This is a genomic window from Acinetobacter sp. LipI_23 (assembly GCF_058243045.1).
The window spans coordinates 3,326,929-3,341,385 of record NZ_JBZAYJ010000001.1; the positions used below are offsets into that span (position 1 = coordinate 3,326,929).

Annotated in this window: 19 protein-coding genes; 14 read left to right on the top strand and 5 right to left on the bottom strand. The window is 43.8% G+C overall.

The window, feature by feature from the left end; translation table 11 throughout:
• Window positions 1-92: 92 nt before the first annotated feature.
• The 4 genes from AC4CVD_RS16415 (at window position 93) to AC4CVD_RS16430 (ending at window position 3,147) form a co-directional block, all read left to right on the top strand.
• Complete coding sequence (locus AC4CVD_RS16415; protein ID WP_058870557.1) at window positions 93-878, top strand: ABC transporter substrate-binding protein; 786 nt, start codon at window positions 93-95, stop codon at window positions 876-878.
• A gap of 84 nt (window positions 879-962) precedes the next feature.
• On the top strand, window positions 963-1,652 hold the full coding sequence (locus tag AC4CVD_RS16420) for an ABC transporter permease (protein ID WP_178895727.1): 690 nt from the start codon (window positions 963-965) through the stop codon (window positions 1,650-1,652).
• Window positions 1,649-2,362: an ABC transporter permease gene (locus tag AC4CVD_RS16425; RefSeq protein WP_004691821.1), complete on the top strand. Its 714-nt coding sequence runs from the start codon at window positions 1,649-1,651 to the stop codon at window positions 2,360-2,362. The genes AC4CVD_RS16420 and AC4CVD_RS16425 overlap by 4 nt, the downstream gene beginning before the upstream one ends.
• Before the next feature lie 8 nt (window positions 2,363-2,370).
• A complete protein-coding gene (locus AC4CVD_RS16430; RefSeq protein WP_178895726.1) occupies window positions 2,371-3,147 on the top strand; it encodes an ABC transporter ATP-binding protein in 777 nt (258 codons plus the stop codon).
• Between the two features lie 159 nt (window positions 3,148-3,306).
• Here the strand turns inward: AC4CVD_RS16430 and AC4CVD_RS16435 are convergent, their stop codons facing one another.
• Window positions 3,307-3,765, bottom strand: a complete 459-nt coding sequence (locus tag AC4CVD_RS16435) for an Lrp/AsnC family transcriptional regulator (RefSeq protein WP_062032084.1) — start codon at window positions 3,763-3,765, stop codon at window positions 3,307-3,309.
• Between the two features lie 95 nt (window positions 3,766-3,860).
• On the opposite strand from AC4CVD_RS16435, the gene AC4CVD_RS16440 reads away from it, so the two are divergent.
• Window positions 3,861-4,481 (top strand): LysE family translocator, encoded by a 621-nt coding sequence (locus AC4CVD_RS16440; protein WP_178895725.1) that lies wholly within the window; start codon window positions 3,861-3,863, stop codon window positions 4,479-4,481.
• Window positions 4,482-4,577: 96 nt separating this feature from the next.
• Here AC4CVD_RS16440 and AC4CVD_RS16445 read toward each other — a convergent pair whose 3' ends face one another.
• Entirely contained in the window at window positions 4,578-5,855 is a 1,278-nt protein-coding gene (locus AC4CVD_RS16445; RefSeq protein ID WP_178895724.1) for a replication-associated recombination protein A, read from the bottom strand.
• A 99-nt stretch (window positions 5,856-5,954) separates the two neighbouring features.
• A complete protein-coding gene (locus AC4CVD_RS16450) occupies window positions 5,955-6,407 on the bottom strand; it encodes a YcgN family cysteine cluster protein (protein ID WP_178895723.1) in 453 nt (150 codons plus the stop codon).
• A gap of 202 nt (window positions 6,408-6,609) precedes the next feature.
• On the opposite strand from AC4CVD_RS16450, the gene AC4CVD_RS16455 reads away from it, so the two are divergent.
• The 8 genes from AC4CVD_RS16455 (at window position 6,610) to ahr (ending at window position 11,777) form a co-directional block, all read left to right on the top strand.
• The gene (locus tag AC4CVD_RS16455) at window positions 6,610-6,768 is read left to right on the top strand and encodes a DUF1328 domain-containing protein (RefSeq protein WP_004647174.1); all 159 of its coding nucleotides are present in this window, start codon (window positions 6,610-6,612) and stop codon (window positions 6,766-6,768) included.
• Between the two features lie 161 nt (window positions 6,769-6,929).
• Window positions 6,930-7,676, top strand: a complete 747-nt coding sequence (locus tag AC4CVD_RS16460) for a dienelactone hydrolase family protein (protein WP_490753456.1) — start codon at window positions 6,930-6,932, stop codon at window positions 7,674-7,676.
• Between the two features lie 74 nt (window positions 7,677-7,750).
• Window positions 7,751-8,113, top strand: a complete 363-nt coding sequence (locus AC4CVD_RS16465; RefSeq protein ID WP_114837612.1) for an HIT family protein — start codon at window positions 7,751-7,753, stop codon at window positions 8,111-8,113.
• A gap of 108 nt (window positions 8,114-8,221) precedes the next feature.
• Window positions 8,222-9,256, top strand: coding sequence for an A/G-specific adenine glycosylase (gene mutY, locus AC4CVD_RS16470; protein WP_178895721.1), 1,035 nt, complete (start codon window positions 8,222-8,224; stop codon window positions 9,254-9,256).
• 84 nt (window positions 9,257-9,340) lie between these two features.
• The gene (locus AC4CVD_RS16475; RefSeq protein ID WP_178895795.1) at window positions 9,341-9,883 is read left to right on the top strand and encodes a M23 family metallopeptidase; all 543 of its coding nucleotides are present in this window, start codon (window positions 9,341-9,343) and stop codon (window positions 9,881-9,883) included.
• Between the two features lie 15 nt (window positions 9,884-9,898).
• The gene (locus AC4CVD_RS16480) at window positions 9,899-10,144 is read left to right on the top strand and encodes a hypothetical protein (RefSeq protein WP_178895720.1); all 246 of its coding nucleotides are present in this window, start codon (window positions 9,899-9,901) and stop codon (window positions 10,142-10,144) included.
• A gap of 19 nt (window positions 10,145-10,163) precedes the next feature.
• The gene (locus AC4CVD_RS16485; RefSeq protein ID WP_178895719.1) at window positions 10,164-10,718 is read left to right on the top strand and encodes a DNA-3-methyladenine glycosylase I; all 555 of its coding nucleotides are present in this window, start codon (window positions 10,164-10,166) and stop codon (window positions 10,716-10,718) included.
• Between the two features lie 36 nt (window positions 10,719-10,754).
• Entirely contained in the window at window positions 10,755-11,777 is a 1,023-nt protein-coding gene (ahr, locus tag AC4CVD_RS16490; protein WP_178895718.1) for an NADPH-dependent aldehyde reductase Ahr, read from the top strand.
• A gap of 30 nt (window positions 11,778-11,807) precedes the next feature.
• Here the strand turns inward: ahr and AC4CVD_RS16495 are convergent, their stop codons facing one another.
• Window positions 11,808-13,259 (bottom strand): aminotransferase-like domain-containing protein, encoded by a 1,452-nt coding sequence (locus tag AC4CVD_RS16495; RefSeq protein ID WP_125273784.1) that lies wholly within the window; start codon window positions 13,257-13,259, stop codon window positions 11,808-11,810.
• 99 nt (window positions 13,260-13,358) lie between these two features.
• Here AC4CVD_RS16495 and AC4CVD_RS16500 point away from each other — a divergent pair, with 99 nt between their 5' ends.
• A complete protein-coding gene (locus tag AC4CVD_RS16500) occupies window positions 13,359-13,760 on the top strand; it encodes a hypothetical protein (protein WP_178895717.1) in 402 nt (133 codons plus the stop codon).
• Between the two features lie 48 nt (window positions 13,761-13,808).
• On the opposite strand, the gene AC4CVD_RS16505 is transcribed toward AC4CVD_RS16500, so the two are convergent.
• The gene (locus tag AC4CVD_RS16505) at window positions 13,809-14,456 is read right to left on the bottom strand and encodes an START domain-containing protein (RefSeq protein ID WP_078425141.1); all 648 of its coding nucleotides are present in this window, start codon (window positions 14,454-14,456) and stop codon (window positions 13,809-13,811) included.
• Window position 14,457: the final 1 nt, after the last annotated feature.

A 14,457-nucleotide genomic window follows, 5' to 3' on the forward strand; every position in this document is an offset into this window, starting at 1 on the left:
GATGTTGCTTTTATTCAAAAGTACTCAGTAGGGTAAGTTCTATCTTCGTCTTATTTCCTAGATTTGATTTTTTATGGATGGCTATATTTAAAATGAAAAACTGGCAAAAAAAATTACTACTTTCCACTACATTCGTAGCCGTAGCACTAAGCAGTACTGTCCAAGCAAAAGAATGGAAAACCATTCGTTTTGGCACAGAATCTGCGTATGCACCTTTTGAATATAAAACACCAGACAATAAGCTGGTCGGTTTTGACATCGACTTAGGCAATGCCATTTGTGCCAAATTAAAAGCCAAATGTGTCTGGGTAGAAAATTCCTTTGATGGGATGATTCCTGCGCTCAAAGCGAAGAAATTCGACGGTATTCTGTCTTCAATGACGGTCACTACGGATCGCGCAAAACAAATCGCATTTAGTAATAAAATTTACAACACGCCTACCCGTATGGTTGCAAAGAAAGGTTCTCCTTTACTCCCTACACCAACCTCTTTAAAAGGCAAACGTGTGGGTGTACAACAAGGCACCATTCAAGAAGGCTATGCAAAAGCCTATTGGGCACCTAAGGGTGTGAATGTGGTTCCTTATCCAAACCAAGACGTGCTTTACCAAGACATGGTTTCGGGGCGCCTAGATGCAACATTACAAGATGCGATTATGGTCGATGCTGGTTTCCTAAAATCGGCGAAAGGCAAAGGCTTTGCTTTTGCAGGCAATAATGTGGTCGATGCCAAAACACTCGGTGTAGGGGCTGCAATCGGCTTACGTAAAGAAGATGTCGATCTTAAAAAGAATATTGATAAAGCGTTAGCTGAAATTATTGCCGACGGTACCTATAAGAAACTCGAGAAAAAATACTTCTCCTTCAGCATTTATTAATTTATAGAGTGTCGGTTCACCACCGACACTTTTTAGATACTGCTGATTTATAAAATTTTATATTTTTACTCGGAGAAACTGAGTATGTTTCTGTCTGGCTATGGTCCCGTATTACTCAGTGGCACTTGGATGACCATACAGCTTGCTTTGTTATCACTGCTACTTTCGATCATTATTGGATTGTTTGGGGCAAGTGCCAAACTCTCTCGTATTCAAATCTTACGTCATGTTGCAACCCTCTATACCACGCTCATTCGTAGTGTTCCTGATCTGGTGATCATGTTGTTGTTGTTCTATAGCCTGCAACTTGGATTGAACTCGATTACCGAATCGATCCATATGGAGCAAATTGACATCAATCCCTTTGTGGCAGGGGTGATTACTTTAGCCTTTATTTATGGGGCCTATTTTACGGAAACCTTCCGTGGCGCATTTCAAGCCGTCCCCAAAGGTCAACTTGAAGCTGCATATGCCTATGGCATGACCCCATTTCAAGTCTTCAGGCGTGTCCTCTTTCCACAAATGATGCGTTTTGCCTTACCAGGAATTGGCAATAACTGGCAAGTCCTGATTAAAGCCACTGCCTTGGTGTCCTTAATTGGTTTGACCGACATCGTCAAAATTACCCAAGATGCAGGTCGAAGCAGCATGCAAGTGTTCTATTTCAGTATTGTTGCAGCCATCATTTATCTGGCCATTACCACCCTTTCGAATTTGATTCTCATGTGGCTAGAACGTCGTTATTCTGCTGGTGTGAAAAAGGGACAACTATGATTGAAATTATTCAACAATACTGGCAGTCCTATCTGTGGACCGATGGTTTTCAAATGACTGGGGTCGCCATGACCGCATGGCTACTGGTCTTATCGATTGCGATTGGTTTTGTTCTGGCTGTGCCTTTGTCAATTGCTCGAGTTTCTGAGCATGCTTTTGTACGTGGACCTGTTTGGTTTTTTACTTATATTTTCCGTGGTACGCCCTTATATGTGCAGCTACTGATTATTTATACTGGGATTTATAGCCTTGAATTTGTCCATGCCCATGAACGGCTCGATGAGTTTTTTAGAGAGGGGCTTAATTGCACCATTTTAGCGTTTGCACTCAATACAGCAGCTTATACCACTGAAATTTTTGCAGGGGCCATACGTTCGATTCCCTACGGCGAAATTGAGGCAGCAAAAGCCTTTGGAATGTCGCCTTGGAAACGCTATACCCGTATTATTATTCCGTCGATGCTACGCCGAGCATTGCCGTTTTATGGCAATGAAGTCATTTTGATGCTGCATGCAACCACCATTGCCTTCACTGCAACCGTGCCTGATATTCTCAAAATTGCACGAGATGTCAATGCTGCCACTTATGCCACGTTTGATGCCTTTGGCATTGCCGCTGTGCTATATGCCTGTCTGGCATTTATCCTCATTTGGATCTTTCGTAAATTGGAACAACGCTGGCTGGCGTTTTTAAAGCCATCGAATCATTAGGAGAAACAATGGAACATTCAGCAAAACTGGTGATTCGAGACCTTTGTAAAAGTTTTGGCGATCATGAAGTCTTAAAAGGGGTTTCACTAGAGGCACATGCAGGTGATGTGATTAGCATTATTGGTTCCTCGGGTTCAGGTAAAAGCACCTTTCTTCGCTGCATCAATTTTCTAGAGCAACCAAGCCAAGGTAGCATTCAGCTCAATGGCGAACAGTTAGAGACCACTTTAGATAAAAATGGCGATCTTAAAGCCACAAACCCCAAACAACTGCAAAAAATGCGCACCCAACTGATGATGGTCTTTCAACATTTCAATCTATGGTCGCATATGACGGTATTAGAAAATATTATTGAAGGACCCATTCATGTCTTGGGACTAAAGCGGAGTGAGGCGGAAGAGCGTGCACGAAAATATTTAAGAAAAGTTGGGCTCGCAGAAAGTGTCGAAAAGAAATATCCGTCTTTTTTGTCAGGAGGACAACAACAGCGTGTCGCAATTGCCCGCGCCTTAGCAATGGAGCCGGAAGTGATGTTGTTTGATGAACCGACCAGTGCTCTAGATCCTGAACTGGTGGGTGAGGTGTTGAAAGTGATGCAAAGTTTGGCTGAAGAAGGCCGAACCATGATTGTGGTCACCCATGAAATGGGCTTCGCACGCCATGTGTCCAACCATGTCATTTTCTTAGATCAAGGCAAAGTTGAAGAACAAGGTGATCCAAAAGAAGTTTTGATTCACCCCAAAAGTGAACGCCTGCAACAGTTTTTAGAGGGTAACTTTAAATAATTGAATAGTCTTCAAGAGCTTGGTGCAGCAATGATTCAACACTCAATGCTTAGTTAAAAAGATAAAGCGCCTCGTTTGATATGATCCCTCGAAACTATATGCATTCAGATAAAAAACCGAGCCATTTCGCTCGGTTTTTTTACCTTTCCACCTAAGCTTTTATAGATTGGTGTATCGATTTTTAGTGGTATCCATCACCAAAAAACTGGTGATCGAGCTAATGGATGGAATCGTTCCTAAAACATCGGTATGAAACTTTTTATAAGACTTAATGTCTGCCACTTCAACCCTGAGCAAATACTCGACCGAGCCTGTAATGGTATGACATTCTGTGACTTCATCCGTTGCAGTGATCACATCCTCAAACTGACTCAAGCTTTCTTTTGAGTGACAAGACAGCCCAATGGTCACATAAACCGTTAAACCAACACCCAAAAGCGAACGGTCAATCACCGCTTTATAGCCTCGGATCACACCAATTCTTTCTAACTCTTGCACGCGTCGTAAACAGGCCGAAGGTGACAAACCCACGCGTTCTGCCAGTTTAATATTGGTTAAATGTGCATCGCGCTCAAGCTCACACAATATTTTTCGGTCTAATCGATCTAATTCAATCATTTATTGCATAAAACTCAGTATTAACGATCAATATACAACCAAATTGTGATAGATCAACAATAAAATGATAGTTATTTGATTACTCCACCCCCTTTATGAACGCTTCATTGTTTGTCTCTTATCTGCTGTTCTGTGTCGTAATGACCTGCACGCCTGGGCCCAATAATGCACTGGTCATGCTGTCTGGTGCACGATTTGGCATCAGTAAAACCCTACCTCTGGTTTTAGGCATTGCCTTTGGTGTGGCTGTGCAACTCTTCGCCATCGGCATCGGGTTAAATCAAGTGTTTCTGGCCCTGCCCCAGCTCCAATTTATTTTAAGTTTAATCGGCACGGCTTATATGCTGTGGCTCGCATGGAAAATCGCGTCCAGTGGGCCACTCAACATCGAATTAGAACAAAAACCATCGATGGGTTTTCTACAAGGGGCTCTTTTTCAGTGGGTCAATCCCAAAGCGTGGATTATCTCCATCAGCACCATTGCCACTTATTTTGCTTTAAACCCTCATGTCAGTGATATTCTTTATGCGGCCCTGATTTTAATGGTAGTTTCCATTCCATGTGTCGGGGTTTGGGCAGTCGGTGGTCTTTTCTTACGCCAATATCTGATGAAACTGCGCTTTGCCTTGAGCTTTAACATCACAATGGCAATCGCTTTATTAGCCGCTGTGTTACCTGCGGCATTAAAATTGATGAATACGCACATCGGAACATAAAACGCTACAGTGCTTAAAGAAAAAACTGCTCAATGAATGTGACTAAATCCTAAGCCTCAAAAAACAAAAGCCTGATTTTTTCATCAGGCTTTTTTATTACTGCTGCTGTTGCTGCTCTTGTTGCCAACGGCGTTGCTGTAAACGCTCACCCTCAACCTCACGCTTATTGCGTGCCGACTCATACAGTTTGCTCCCTTTGAGCTCAGGGGGTAAATATTCTTGCATCACAAAATGCTCTGGATAGTTGTGCGGATACAAGTAGTCGACGCCATAGCCCTGCTCTTTCATCAACTTGGTCGGAGCATTTCTTAAATGCAACGGCACAGGTAAATTCGCTGTTTTCTCAGCCAAATCCAAAGCTTTGTTGATCGCAAGATAAGTACTGTTACTTTTGGCACTGGTCGCCAAATACACCGCACACTGCCCAAGAATAATTCGACACTCTGGCATGCCCACCGCTTGAACAGAACGGAAGCATTCTCCAGCCAGCAGCAGTGCATTGGGGTTTGAGTTGCCAATGTCCTCAGAGGCTGCAATCAACATCCGACGGGCAATAAAAACAGGATCTTCACCGCCTTTGAGCATACGTGCCATCCAATACAAGGTGGCATCGGGATCACTCCCCCGAATCGACTTAATAAAAGCTGACACCAAATCATAGTGCTGCTCACCCGATTTGTCATAACGGGCGATATTTTGCTGTGCAACTTTGACCACCATTGCATTGGTCACGATATTTTCAACGTCAGGTTCGAAGGTGCCCGCAATCAGTTCAATTAAATTCAAGGCTTTGCGGGCATCACCTGCGGCAAACTGCACCAGTGCTTCAAATTCTTCAATTTGAATATAACGCTCTTTTAAAAATGGATCGTTCTTAATCGCTTGCAGTAATAAAGTTTGAATCGCATCGGCATCGAGCGCATTTAAGGTATAGACCTGACAACGCGACAACAACGCACTGTTGACTTCAAAAGAAGGATTTTCGGTGGTGGCACCAATGAGGGTAATTTTGCCTTTCTCCACAGCATTCAGTAAGGCATCTTGCTGTGATTTGTTAAAGCGATGAATTTCATCAATAAACACCACAGGTGGCATTAAATCTCCGCCATCAGCAATGATCTCACGGAGCTCTTTAACACCCGTATTGAGTGCAGATAAGCTGACAAATGGTCGGTCGATCGCTTGCGCCAGCAGTAAAGCAATCGTAGTTTTCCCCACGCCTGGCGGCCCCCAAAAAATAATCGATGGCAAATGCCCTTGATCGATCATTTGGCGGAGCGGTGCCTGCTCACCCAATAAGTGATCCTGCCCAATAATTTCAGATAAATCACGCGGGCGTAAACGTTCAGGCAGTGGAATATTGCTATCGGACATAGGGCTAGGACTTATCATGCGTTCATCGAATGCTTATGTTATGGCAAATTCAGGCAAATGACACAAGCTTTTCATGCAATTTGATTGTGCTTTTATCGACTAGCGAACCCAACGCACAATATAGTCTTCGATGTCATCATCCTGAATCTCTTCTTCAGAAATACAGCGTCCTGCCGCAGACTTTTTCGCTTTCAGAATACTTTGACGTGAGCCCGTGTTCAGATAATGCCATCTGGGCAAATTTTTACCTTCATGCAGACGACGGTAAGCACAGCTCGGTGGTAACCAATGAATCGTGTCTAAAAGTTCGGGCGTGAGCTGGATACAATCGGGCACATGCTGCTTTCGGTTCGGATAATCCCGACAACTGGCCGTTTGACAGTCCAGCAGTTTACAGGCCACTTTGGTATAGGCGACTTCTTGGCTTTCTTCATCTTCAAGTTTCACCAGACAGCACAGACCACAACCATCACATAACGCTTCCCACTCTGCTGAGCTTAGCTCAGTGAGCGTATAATGCTTCCAAAACTCTGGTCTTAATTCGTTGGACATAACCACTGCCAATAAAACTGAATGCACTATTATAACCTATAGTCACATGGCTTTCAGAGCTATCTAAAGTGTCAATATTTACATCATATTCATAAACTTAAAATACAAACAGAACACTTTTTAAACAAAAGCAACACAATGTGTCCGAACCTTGTTTCTATACTAATAGAGTAATAAATAAGAACATCTATGGAGAAAAATTATGTTTCGTTGGGCGATTATCTTCGCAGTGATTGCACTGATTGCAAGCTTACTTGGTTTTGGCGGCGTAGCAGGTTTATCCAAAGACTTTGCGATTATTTTATTGGTGATTGCTGTGATTCTTGCGATTGTCGGATTTTTATCCCGTGGCAAAGTCTAAAGTACGCGACTATTAATAAAAAAAAAGAAGGATTCAGATCCTTCTTTTTTTTATGTGTGCCTTTAAAAATAATTTCTCACACTTCTCATATACATTGGAATATTTTTCAAATCCTTGTAAAAGTTTTTATGCTTTAATCAGAGCAGATCATCTATCAGGATTTGAGCATGACAATCAGTATTCAAACTCGAGAAATTCAATATAACGCCGCCGATGGACAACGCTTAGTTGGTTATTTTGCAGCACCAAGCTCTCAAACACCGCATGCAGGTATCATCGTTGCACCCGAATGGTGGGGCCGAAATGAATATACTGAACAACGTGCTCGCGAACTGGCTGAACACGGTTATGCCGCACTGGCGATTGATATGTACGGCGACAAAAATGTCACCACAGATGCCAAACAAGCCTATGAATGGATGATGCAAACTTTTGCCGATGCAGACACCATCGTCAACCGTGCGCAAGCAGGTTTAGATACGCTTGCAGCCCAGCCTGAAGTGAATCCCACTCAACTGGCGGCGATTGGTTTTTGTTATGGCGGTAAAGTGGTTTTAGACTTAGCTCGCTCAGGTGCACCGCTTAAAGCAGTGGCGACTTTCCACGCCACATTGGCACCGAAAGCCCCTGCGGTCGAAGGTCAAATTCAGGGTGAAATTTTAGTTTTACATGGTGAGTTAGACAGCATGGTTACTTTGGATGATGTTGCCAGCTTCCGTGAAGAAATGCATGCGGCAAAAGTGGACCATGAAGTCATCATTTTTGAAAATGCGAAGCACGGTTTTAGCAATCCATTGGCCGATGAGCGTGCCAAAGCCAATGGCGTAGACTTGGGCTATAACCCAGAAGCAGAAAGACAAGGGCTAGATGCAATGTATGACTTGCTAGAACGCAATCTCAGTGCTTAACTAGAGCTGAGAATTCAACTATTTGATTTTTCAGATCCAACAGGATACATAATTAGATTTTAGAGGAGATAACAATGACTGAGACCCACTGCCAATATTGTAATTTTGATGAATATGACGTGCTTGATAAAAATGACTTTGGGGTAATTTTGCCCGAACCCAATGCATTGTCTAAAGGTCACTGTGTCATTATCCCTCTACGTCATGTGAGCTCATTTTTTGACATTACCGACAAAGAACGTAAAAGTTTAATGTCTTTGCTAGAACTGGCACGCAATGAACTCCAATTGCGTCATCAACCTTCAGGCTTTCATATTGGTTTTAATGATGGTGAAATATTTGGGAATGTGTCTGAACACTTACATATCCATATTATTCCACGCTACAAAGACCAAGAGCTAAAACTCGATGCACGTTGGGGCATGACGCAAGACTAAGTTTTTATGGTTTTAAATGGCGCGTAAGCGCCATTTTTTTTGCGCAAAAAATCAGGCTCAGAAAAGACATTCCGTTATACTAAGCCGAATTTTTTGCTTGTGCCTCAGATGTCTCCTTTCTCTTTTTCAGATGCGTTACTGACTTGGTTCGATGTTCATGGTCGACATGACCTGCCATGGCAAGTGGCCGATGATCCCTACAAAGTCTGGGTGTCTGAAATTATGCTGCAACAGACCCAAGTCAAAACAGTGCTGCAATACTTCGAGCGTTTTATCGAACGCTTCCCAACGGTTGCAGCTTTAGGGACAGCATCATGGGATGAGGTCGCACCTTACTGGGCGGGTCTGGGCTACTATGCCCGTGCACGTAATCTACATAAAGCCGCAGGGGTTGTGGCACGTCAGGGACACTTTCCTCAAACTTTAGAGGACTGGATTGAACTGCCAGGCATTGGTCCATCTACCGCAGGTGCACTGATGTCTTTGGGTTTACGTCAGTACGGCGTCATTATGGATGGCAACGTAAAACGCGTGCTCGCACGCTTTTTTGCCATTGAGGATGATCTAAGCAAACCTGTGCATGAACGCAGCATGTGGCAACTGGCCACTGAACTCTGTCCAACTGAACGTAACCACGACTATACCCAAGCCATCATGGATTTGGGGGCAACCGTCTGTACCCCTAAAAAACCGCTGTGTTTATATTGCCCAATGCAACAACACTGTAAGGCCCATGCGCAAGGGCTAGAAACTGAATTGCCTTTTAAAAAGCCCAAGAAAGCTGTACCTGTGAAGTCTGCCCAAATTTTGGTGCTGCGCCATCACAATCAATGGCTGTGGCAACAGCGTCCCAATAGTGGATTGTGGGGCGGTTTATGGTGTTTACCCATTTTTGAAAATCGTGATGAACTCACGCAACTGTGCCAAAGTCTAGGACTGAAACAAGTCTCGCAACGCGCTGAAATTTCGCATAGTTTCACCCATTTCACTTGGCAACTGGAAGCGCTTTGCTTTGAAGTCGATGCCGATCAACTCGAACATTTAAGTATAGAATTGGCCAGCACATGGCTAGACATACAAAACGTCACAGAAATGGGCATCCCAACTGCGATGAAAAAATTGATCTCGGCAATTCAACTGTGACATAGTTGGGTAATGCATTGGGTTCACCCTGACACTTTAAAATTAGATCACTGAAATAATAAAGGATTGTTCGTGCATTATTGTTTGCCTCGCCTTTCTGCGCTTGCCAGTTTAAGTTTTGTGATTCTGTTACTCGCAGCTTGCCGTACCACGCCGCCTGCGCCGAGTGGAAGCCAATTACCTGCCTCACAGGTCCAACAGCTGAAAAACATGCGTTTAGCTAAGCAGCTGCCTGTACCCGTTCAAGGCATTAAACGTCATGGACTCACAGATACTTGGGGAGCGTCTCGCAGTAGCGGACGGACGCATGAAGGCATCGACATTCTGGCTCCACGTGGAACAAAAGTTTTTTCTGCCACAGAAGGTCTCGTTGCAGACTTACGCAATAACAATTTGGGTGGTAAAGTGGTTTGGATTATGGGGCCAGCAGGCACTTGGCATTACTATGCTCATCTTGATGACCATAAACGCGGCTTAAGTGTCGGCGACTATGTCAAAAAAGGCGACCTGATCGGCTATGTCGGCAATACAGGCAATGCACGGCACACAGCCCCACATTTGCATTATGGACTTTATTTACAAGGTAAAGGCCGTGGTGCAGTAAATCCCTATCCTTATTTACGTTAACTTTAGGAATTTTTCATGTCAGAAGCGTTGATCAACCGTCTGGTCGAATTTGCTGAATCAGGCAATCAACAAAAAATCATTTTGGCTGGAGAAAACCACCAAGGTTGGATCATGGAAATTACCGAAGATGCGCTTTTAATCAGTACTGGATTTGCTGAAAAAACAGGAAAAGATGTTTGGATTAACTTTTCCGACCTCGAACACGCCCAATTGTTTTATTGGGACAATCAACACGACCAATGGGCACCTTTTACCCTATAAAAAGATCAGGAGCATGTTCATGACCACTCAACGCTGCGGATGGTGCTCCTCAGACCCACTTTACATCGACTACCATGATCATGAGTGGGGTAAACCACTACATGATGAAAAGCAGTTATTTGCGATGCTCTGCCTCGAAGGTCAACAAGCGGGGCTGTCATGGATTACCGTCCTGAAAAAGCGTGAACATTATCATCGCCAGTTTTTTCAATATTCCATTGAACAGATTGCGGCTTTGACTGATACAGATTTAGCCGAAAAAGTCCAAGATATCGGCTTAATTCGCCATATCGGGAAGCTGACCGCCATACGTGACAATGCGCTTGCATGGCAAGCCCTAAAGCAACAAGGCATCAACCCCGTTGAGTGGCTCTGGAACTTTGTCGAGCAACACGCAATCAACAATGATGTCCCGGACTACCGTACAGCACCTGCACAGACTCCTCAAAGCCAAAATATGTCTAAAACCTTAAAAAAACAGGGTTTTAAATTTGTCGGACCCACCACCTGCTATGCCTTTATGCAAGCGGTTGGTATGGTCAATGATCATGAAAACAGCTGTCATTTTAAATAAAAGTACATAAAAAACAGGAAAATAAGGATCTCGAATATGACGCATAATACCATTCGTGCCTATGCAGCAATGCAAGCAGGCGCAGCGCTACAACCCTATCAATTCGATGCGGGTGAACTGCAACCACATCAGGTCGAAGTCCAAGTCGAATATTGTGGATTGTGCCATTCCGATGTTTCGGTCATTAACAATGAATGGAACTCTTCGGTCTATCCCGTTGTCGCTGGTCATGAAATTATTGGCACCATCAGTCGCTTAGGCTCCGAAGCCAAAGGGCTTAAACTTGGACAGCGCGTCGGTATTGGCTGGACGGCAGAAAGCTGCCAACACTGTGACCCCTGTGTATCGGGTCAACAAGTGCTCTGTACAGGTGGGTCAACAGCAACCATCGTCGGTCATGCAGGTGGCTTTGCTGACAAAGTTCGCGCAGGTTGGCAGTGGATTATTCCTTTACCTGAAGAGCTGGATCCTGAGTCAGCGGGTCCTTTATTGTGTGGCGGTATTACCGTTTTTGATCCGATTTTAAAACACCAAATTCAAGCCATTCACCATGTCGGGGTAATTGGGATTGGTGGTCTAGGGCATATGGCCATTAAGCTACTTCGAGGATGGGGCTGTGAAATCACGGCGTTCACCTCGAACCTCGACAAAACTGACGAGCTCAAGGCCATGGGCGCAGATCATGTGGTGAATAGCCGTGATGTGGATGCGCTTAAAACCCAGCGAGGCAAATTCGATCTATTGCTCAGTACGGTGAATGTCACGCTCAATTGGCCTGCCTATATCAGTACGCTGGCACCGAATGGCACGATCCATCTGCTAGGCTTGCCCCTTGAGCCCATCAAGTTTCATGCAGGTAGTCTGATTGCTGGAGCAAAATCTATCACGGGTTCACCCACTGGCTCCCCTGCTGCATTACGGCAGCTACTCAAATTCGCTGCACGTAAAAACATTGCGCCACAAATTGAACTGTATCCTATGTCACAGTTGAATGAAGCACTGGAACGGTTACATTCTGGAAAAGCCCGCTATCGGATCGTCCTCAAAGCCGATTTTTAATCCATAAGCGCCTAAAAACAGGCGCTTTTTTTATACCGCTTGTTTGACCAACGTCGAACTGCTGAGTTGCGCTTTCACCCAATCGGCCAACAAGGTGACCGCTGCGCGAATATCTGTTGAAATTTCATGACCTGCATTGAGGCGGATACAGTTTTTATAACGCTGCCCTTCACCAAAGACTTCGCCTGGCACAATATTAATACCGTGCTGCTGAGCAAAATAGTACATATCTAAACCATCGATACACTCGGGTAGCTGTAACCACAGCGCATAACCACCTAAGGGTTGATTGATACGTAACTCAACTCCGTTAAAGGCATGCTGAATCATGTGTCGGTATTGCTCAACTTGCTGTTTCAAAATCGGCTTTAACTGCTGTAAATGCTCCCGATAAGCACGACTATAAATGAGATCGGCCAGTGCCAACTGCAAGGGTGTATTCACTGTAATATTTTGCATCAATAACGTAGCCTTCAAATGCGCTAAGCGCTGCGGAATACAAAACCAACCTACCCGATACGCAGTTGAAAGTGACTTGGAAACCGAACCACAGAAAATCACATAACCCTGCTGATCCCAATACTTAATCGGCAACGGACGACTCGAACTGAAACTACATTCACCATAAATATCATCTTCAATCACATAGCACTGATAGCGCGCCGCCAGTTGTGCAATTTTTTCTTTTTCTGCATTGCTTAAGCAAAACCCCAAGGGATTTTGATAATTGGCCGTGAGTAAGCACGCTTTTGCGCCTGAACTTTGCATGACCTGCTCTAAACGTTCAAGATCAAAGCCTTGGGTATCGGCTGGAATTTCAATAATTTTTCGCTTTAACCCCGCCAACATTTGCAACTGACCATTAAAATTTGGGGTTGGTACAATTACGCTGTCGCCTTCCTTGCTGAGGTGTTGGATCATCACCGACAACGCAGGCATACAGCCATTGCTGATGTAGATATCATCCTGCGAAATATAAAAGCCATCTTCAGCCCAATGCTCAGACAAGGCCTGCCGCAAGCGAATATGACCTTGCTTATCGCTATATAAAAAATCTTCAGGTTGACTGTGTTTTAAAGCACGTTGAATGGAGCGGCGGAGTGCTTCTACAGGCACATGTTTTGGCGAAAGCTGAATCGCTCCCAAATGGATGAGACGGCTATTAATGGAAGACTGTTGAATTTCCAACTGTAGCTCTAAGTTAGAAATATCACGGGCTTGAGACTGAAAATCAGGATGCTGTGGTACGGGAATAGATGGGCTGGTATTTTTTTGATAACTGACAAAATAGCCAGACTTATTTTTCACATGAATATACCCCTGCGACTCGAGTAGTTCATAACAGCTCTTGGCCGTATTCAAGCTGACCTTTTGTAAGTTGGCAAATTGGCGTAACGACAACAGCTTTTGCCCTGCGGGTAATTCAGCATTTTGAATTTTTTCAAGCAACTGTGCAGCCAAGCTTTGATACTGAAATGCCATTCATCTGTACCTATTTTTTTAACTTTTATGTATCTGTATCCATTATGCCAACAGAATTATGCTTCTGTCATTCGTTCACAACCATAAATAGGCACTTTTATGAAAAAAATAATCATATCTCTCTTTTGCTTATTGAGCTTATCGGCTTGCCAACTGCCACATGTTTCGCAGCAAGTACAACAGCAGCATTTTATTTGTAAAGCACTGATTGAAGGGTTTCTGAAAACGCAAAATTTAACTGATTATCAGTTTTTAAGTTTAGCGCCGAGCTTGACTGAAACCTCGACCCAACGAACCTATCAATATCGGTTGAACAATGAACGTGAAATGCAGATGAACTTGCCCCACCAGAAAAATTTACAGTTCCAATGTGACCAAAGCAGTGCTGAAAACTTCAAGATCTCGCTCGCTGGTGAAGGACATGCCATGCTCAGTTTAATCCAGTTAGACCTGCCTAAGGCTTCAACCTTAGAGCTGCTGAGCGCTTATCAACAGCCTTAAGTTTTAAAACATAAAAAGCCTGCATTGCAGGCTTCTTCGTCTTTAAAATTAACGTAAGGCAGCTGGTAAATGGGCAGGAGTGTCTTCTTGTTCTAGCAATTGATTTTTCATTTTTTGCAGCATTTGATAGGGTTGTTGTTGGACAAACATATTCACAAACTTCAGTGGTATCGACCCCTCAGGGTTAGCATAACCTGAGGTCGAAACCTTGACTTTATTTGATCCCAGTTTCTGAAAGGTCCAATCGCCCTCATAATGATTTAGGCGCACATAATCTGGATTTTTAAGGATGTTTTTATCAATCGCTTTATTTTTAATGCTAATAATGCCCTGACTGTCCTTGGTCATTTTTCCCTGCACCACCAAGTCGCGGTCTTTTAAAGGAAAAGGAAAATCCAGCACCATATACAGTTGAAACTCGCCTTTTTTATCATCGCGCGACAAGACTTTCACACTGCCCATATACGGCACCCATTTCACCGCATGGTCAACATCTAAGATCAATGACACTGCTTTTTCAATCGGCACATCAAACGTGGTTTCAGCCTTATATAAAAAGACTGGGTTTTGCGCATTTTGATAGGTCCAAACTTTAATATTATTTTTATGAATACTGAGTTTGGCTTGATCCATAGGTTTGGCCTGTGCTGTCGTCATCACGGCAACAACACAAGCCATATATATGACTTTTTTCATT

Bases quoted from the DNA above. Each gene is read 5' to 3' on its own strand.
- AC4CVD_RS16415 (WP_058870557.1), top strand. From the start codon at position 93: ATGAAAAACTGGCAAAAAAAATTACTACTTTCCACTACATTCGTAGCC.
- AC4CVD_RS16420 (WP_178895727.1), top strand. From the start codon at position 963: ATGTTTCTGTCTGGCTATGGTCCCGTATTACTCAGTGGCACTTGGATG.
- AC4CVD_RS16425 (WP_004691821.1), top strand. From the start codon at position 1,649: ATGATTGAAATTATTCAACAATACTGGCAGTCCTATCTGTGGACCGAT.
- AC4CVD_RS16430 (WP_178895726.1), top strand. From the start codon at position 2,371: ATGGAACATTCAGCAAAACTGGTGATTCGAGACCTTTGTAAAAGTTTT.
- AC4CVD_RS16435 (WP_062032084.1), bottom strand. From the start codon at position 3,765: ATGATTGAATTAGATCGATTAGACCGAAAAATATTGTGTGAGCTTGAG.
- AC4CVD_RS16440 (WP_178895725.1), top strand. From the start codon at position 3,861: ATGAACGCTTCATTGTTTGTCTCTTATCTGCTGTTCTGTGTCGTAATG.
- AC4CVD_RS16445 (WP_178895724.1), bottom strand. From the start codon at position 5,855: ATGTCCGATAGCAATATTCCACTGCCTGAACGTTTACGCCCGCGTGAT.
- AC4CVD_RS16450 (WP_178895723.1), bottom strand. From the start codon at position 6,407: ATGTCCAACGAATTAAGACCAGAGTTTTGGAAGCATTATACGCTCACT.
- AC4CVD_RS16455 (WP_004647174.1), top strand. From the start codon at position 6,610: ATGTTTCGTTGGGCGATTATCTTCGCAGTGATTGCACTGATTGCAAGC.
- AC4CVD_RS16465 (WP_114837612.1), top strand. From the start codon at position 7,751: ATGACTGAGACCCACTGCCAATATTGTAATTTTGATGAATATGACGTG.
- mutY (WP_178895721.1), top strand. From the start codon at position 8,222: ATGTCTCCTTTCTCTTTTTCAGATGCGTTACTGACTTGGTTCGATGTT.
- AC4CVD_RS16480 (WP_178895720.1), top strand. From the start codon at position 9,899: ATGTCAGAAGCGTTGATCAACCGTCTGGTCGAATTTGCTGAATCAGGC.
- AC4CVD_RS16485 (WP_178895719.1), top strand. From the start codon at position 10,164: ATGACCACTCAACGCTGCGGATGGTGCTCCTCAGACCCACTTTACATC.
- ahr (WP_178895718.1), top strand. From the start codon at position 10,755: ATGACGCATAATACCATTCGTGCCTATGCAGCAATGCAAGCAGGCGCA.
- AC4CVD_RS16495 (WP_125273784.1), bottom strand. From the start codon at position 13,259: ATGGCATTTCAGTATCAAAGCTTGGCTGCACAGTTGCTTGAAAAAATT.
- AC4CVD_RS16500 (WP_178895717.1), top strand. From the start codon at position 13,359: ATGAAAAAAATAATCATATCTCTCTTTTGCTTATTGAGCTTATCGGCT.
- AC4CVD_RS16505 (WP_078425141.1), bottom strand. From the start codon at position 14,456: ATGAAAAAAGTCATATATATGGCTTGTGTTGTTGCCGTGATGACGACA.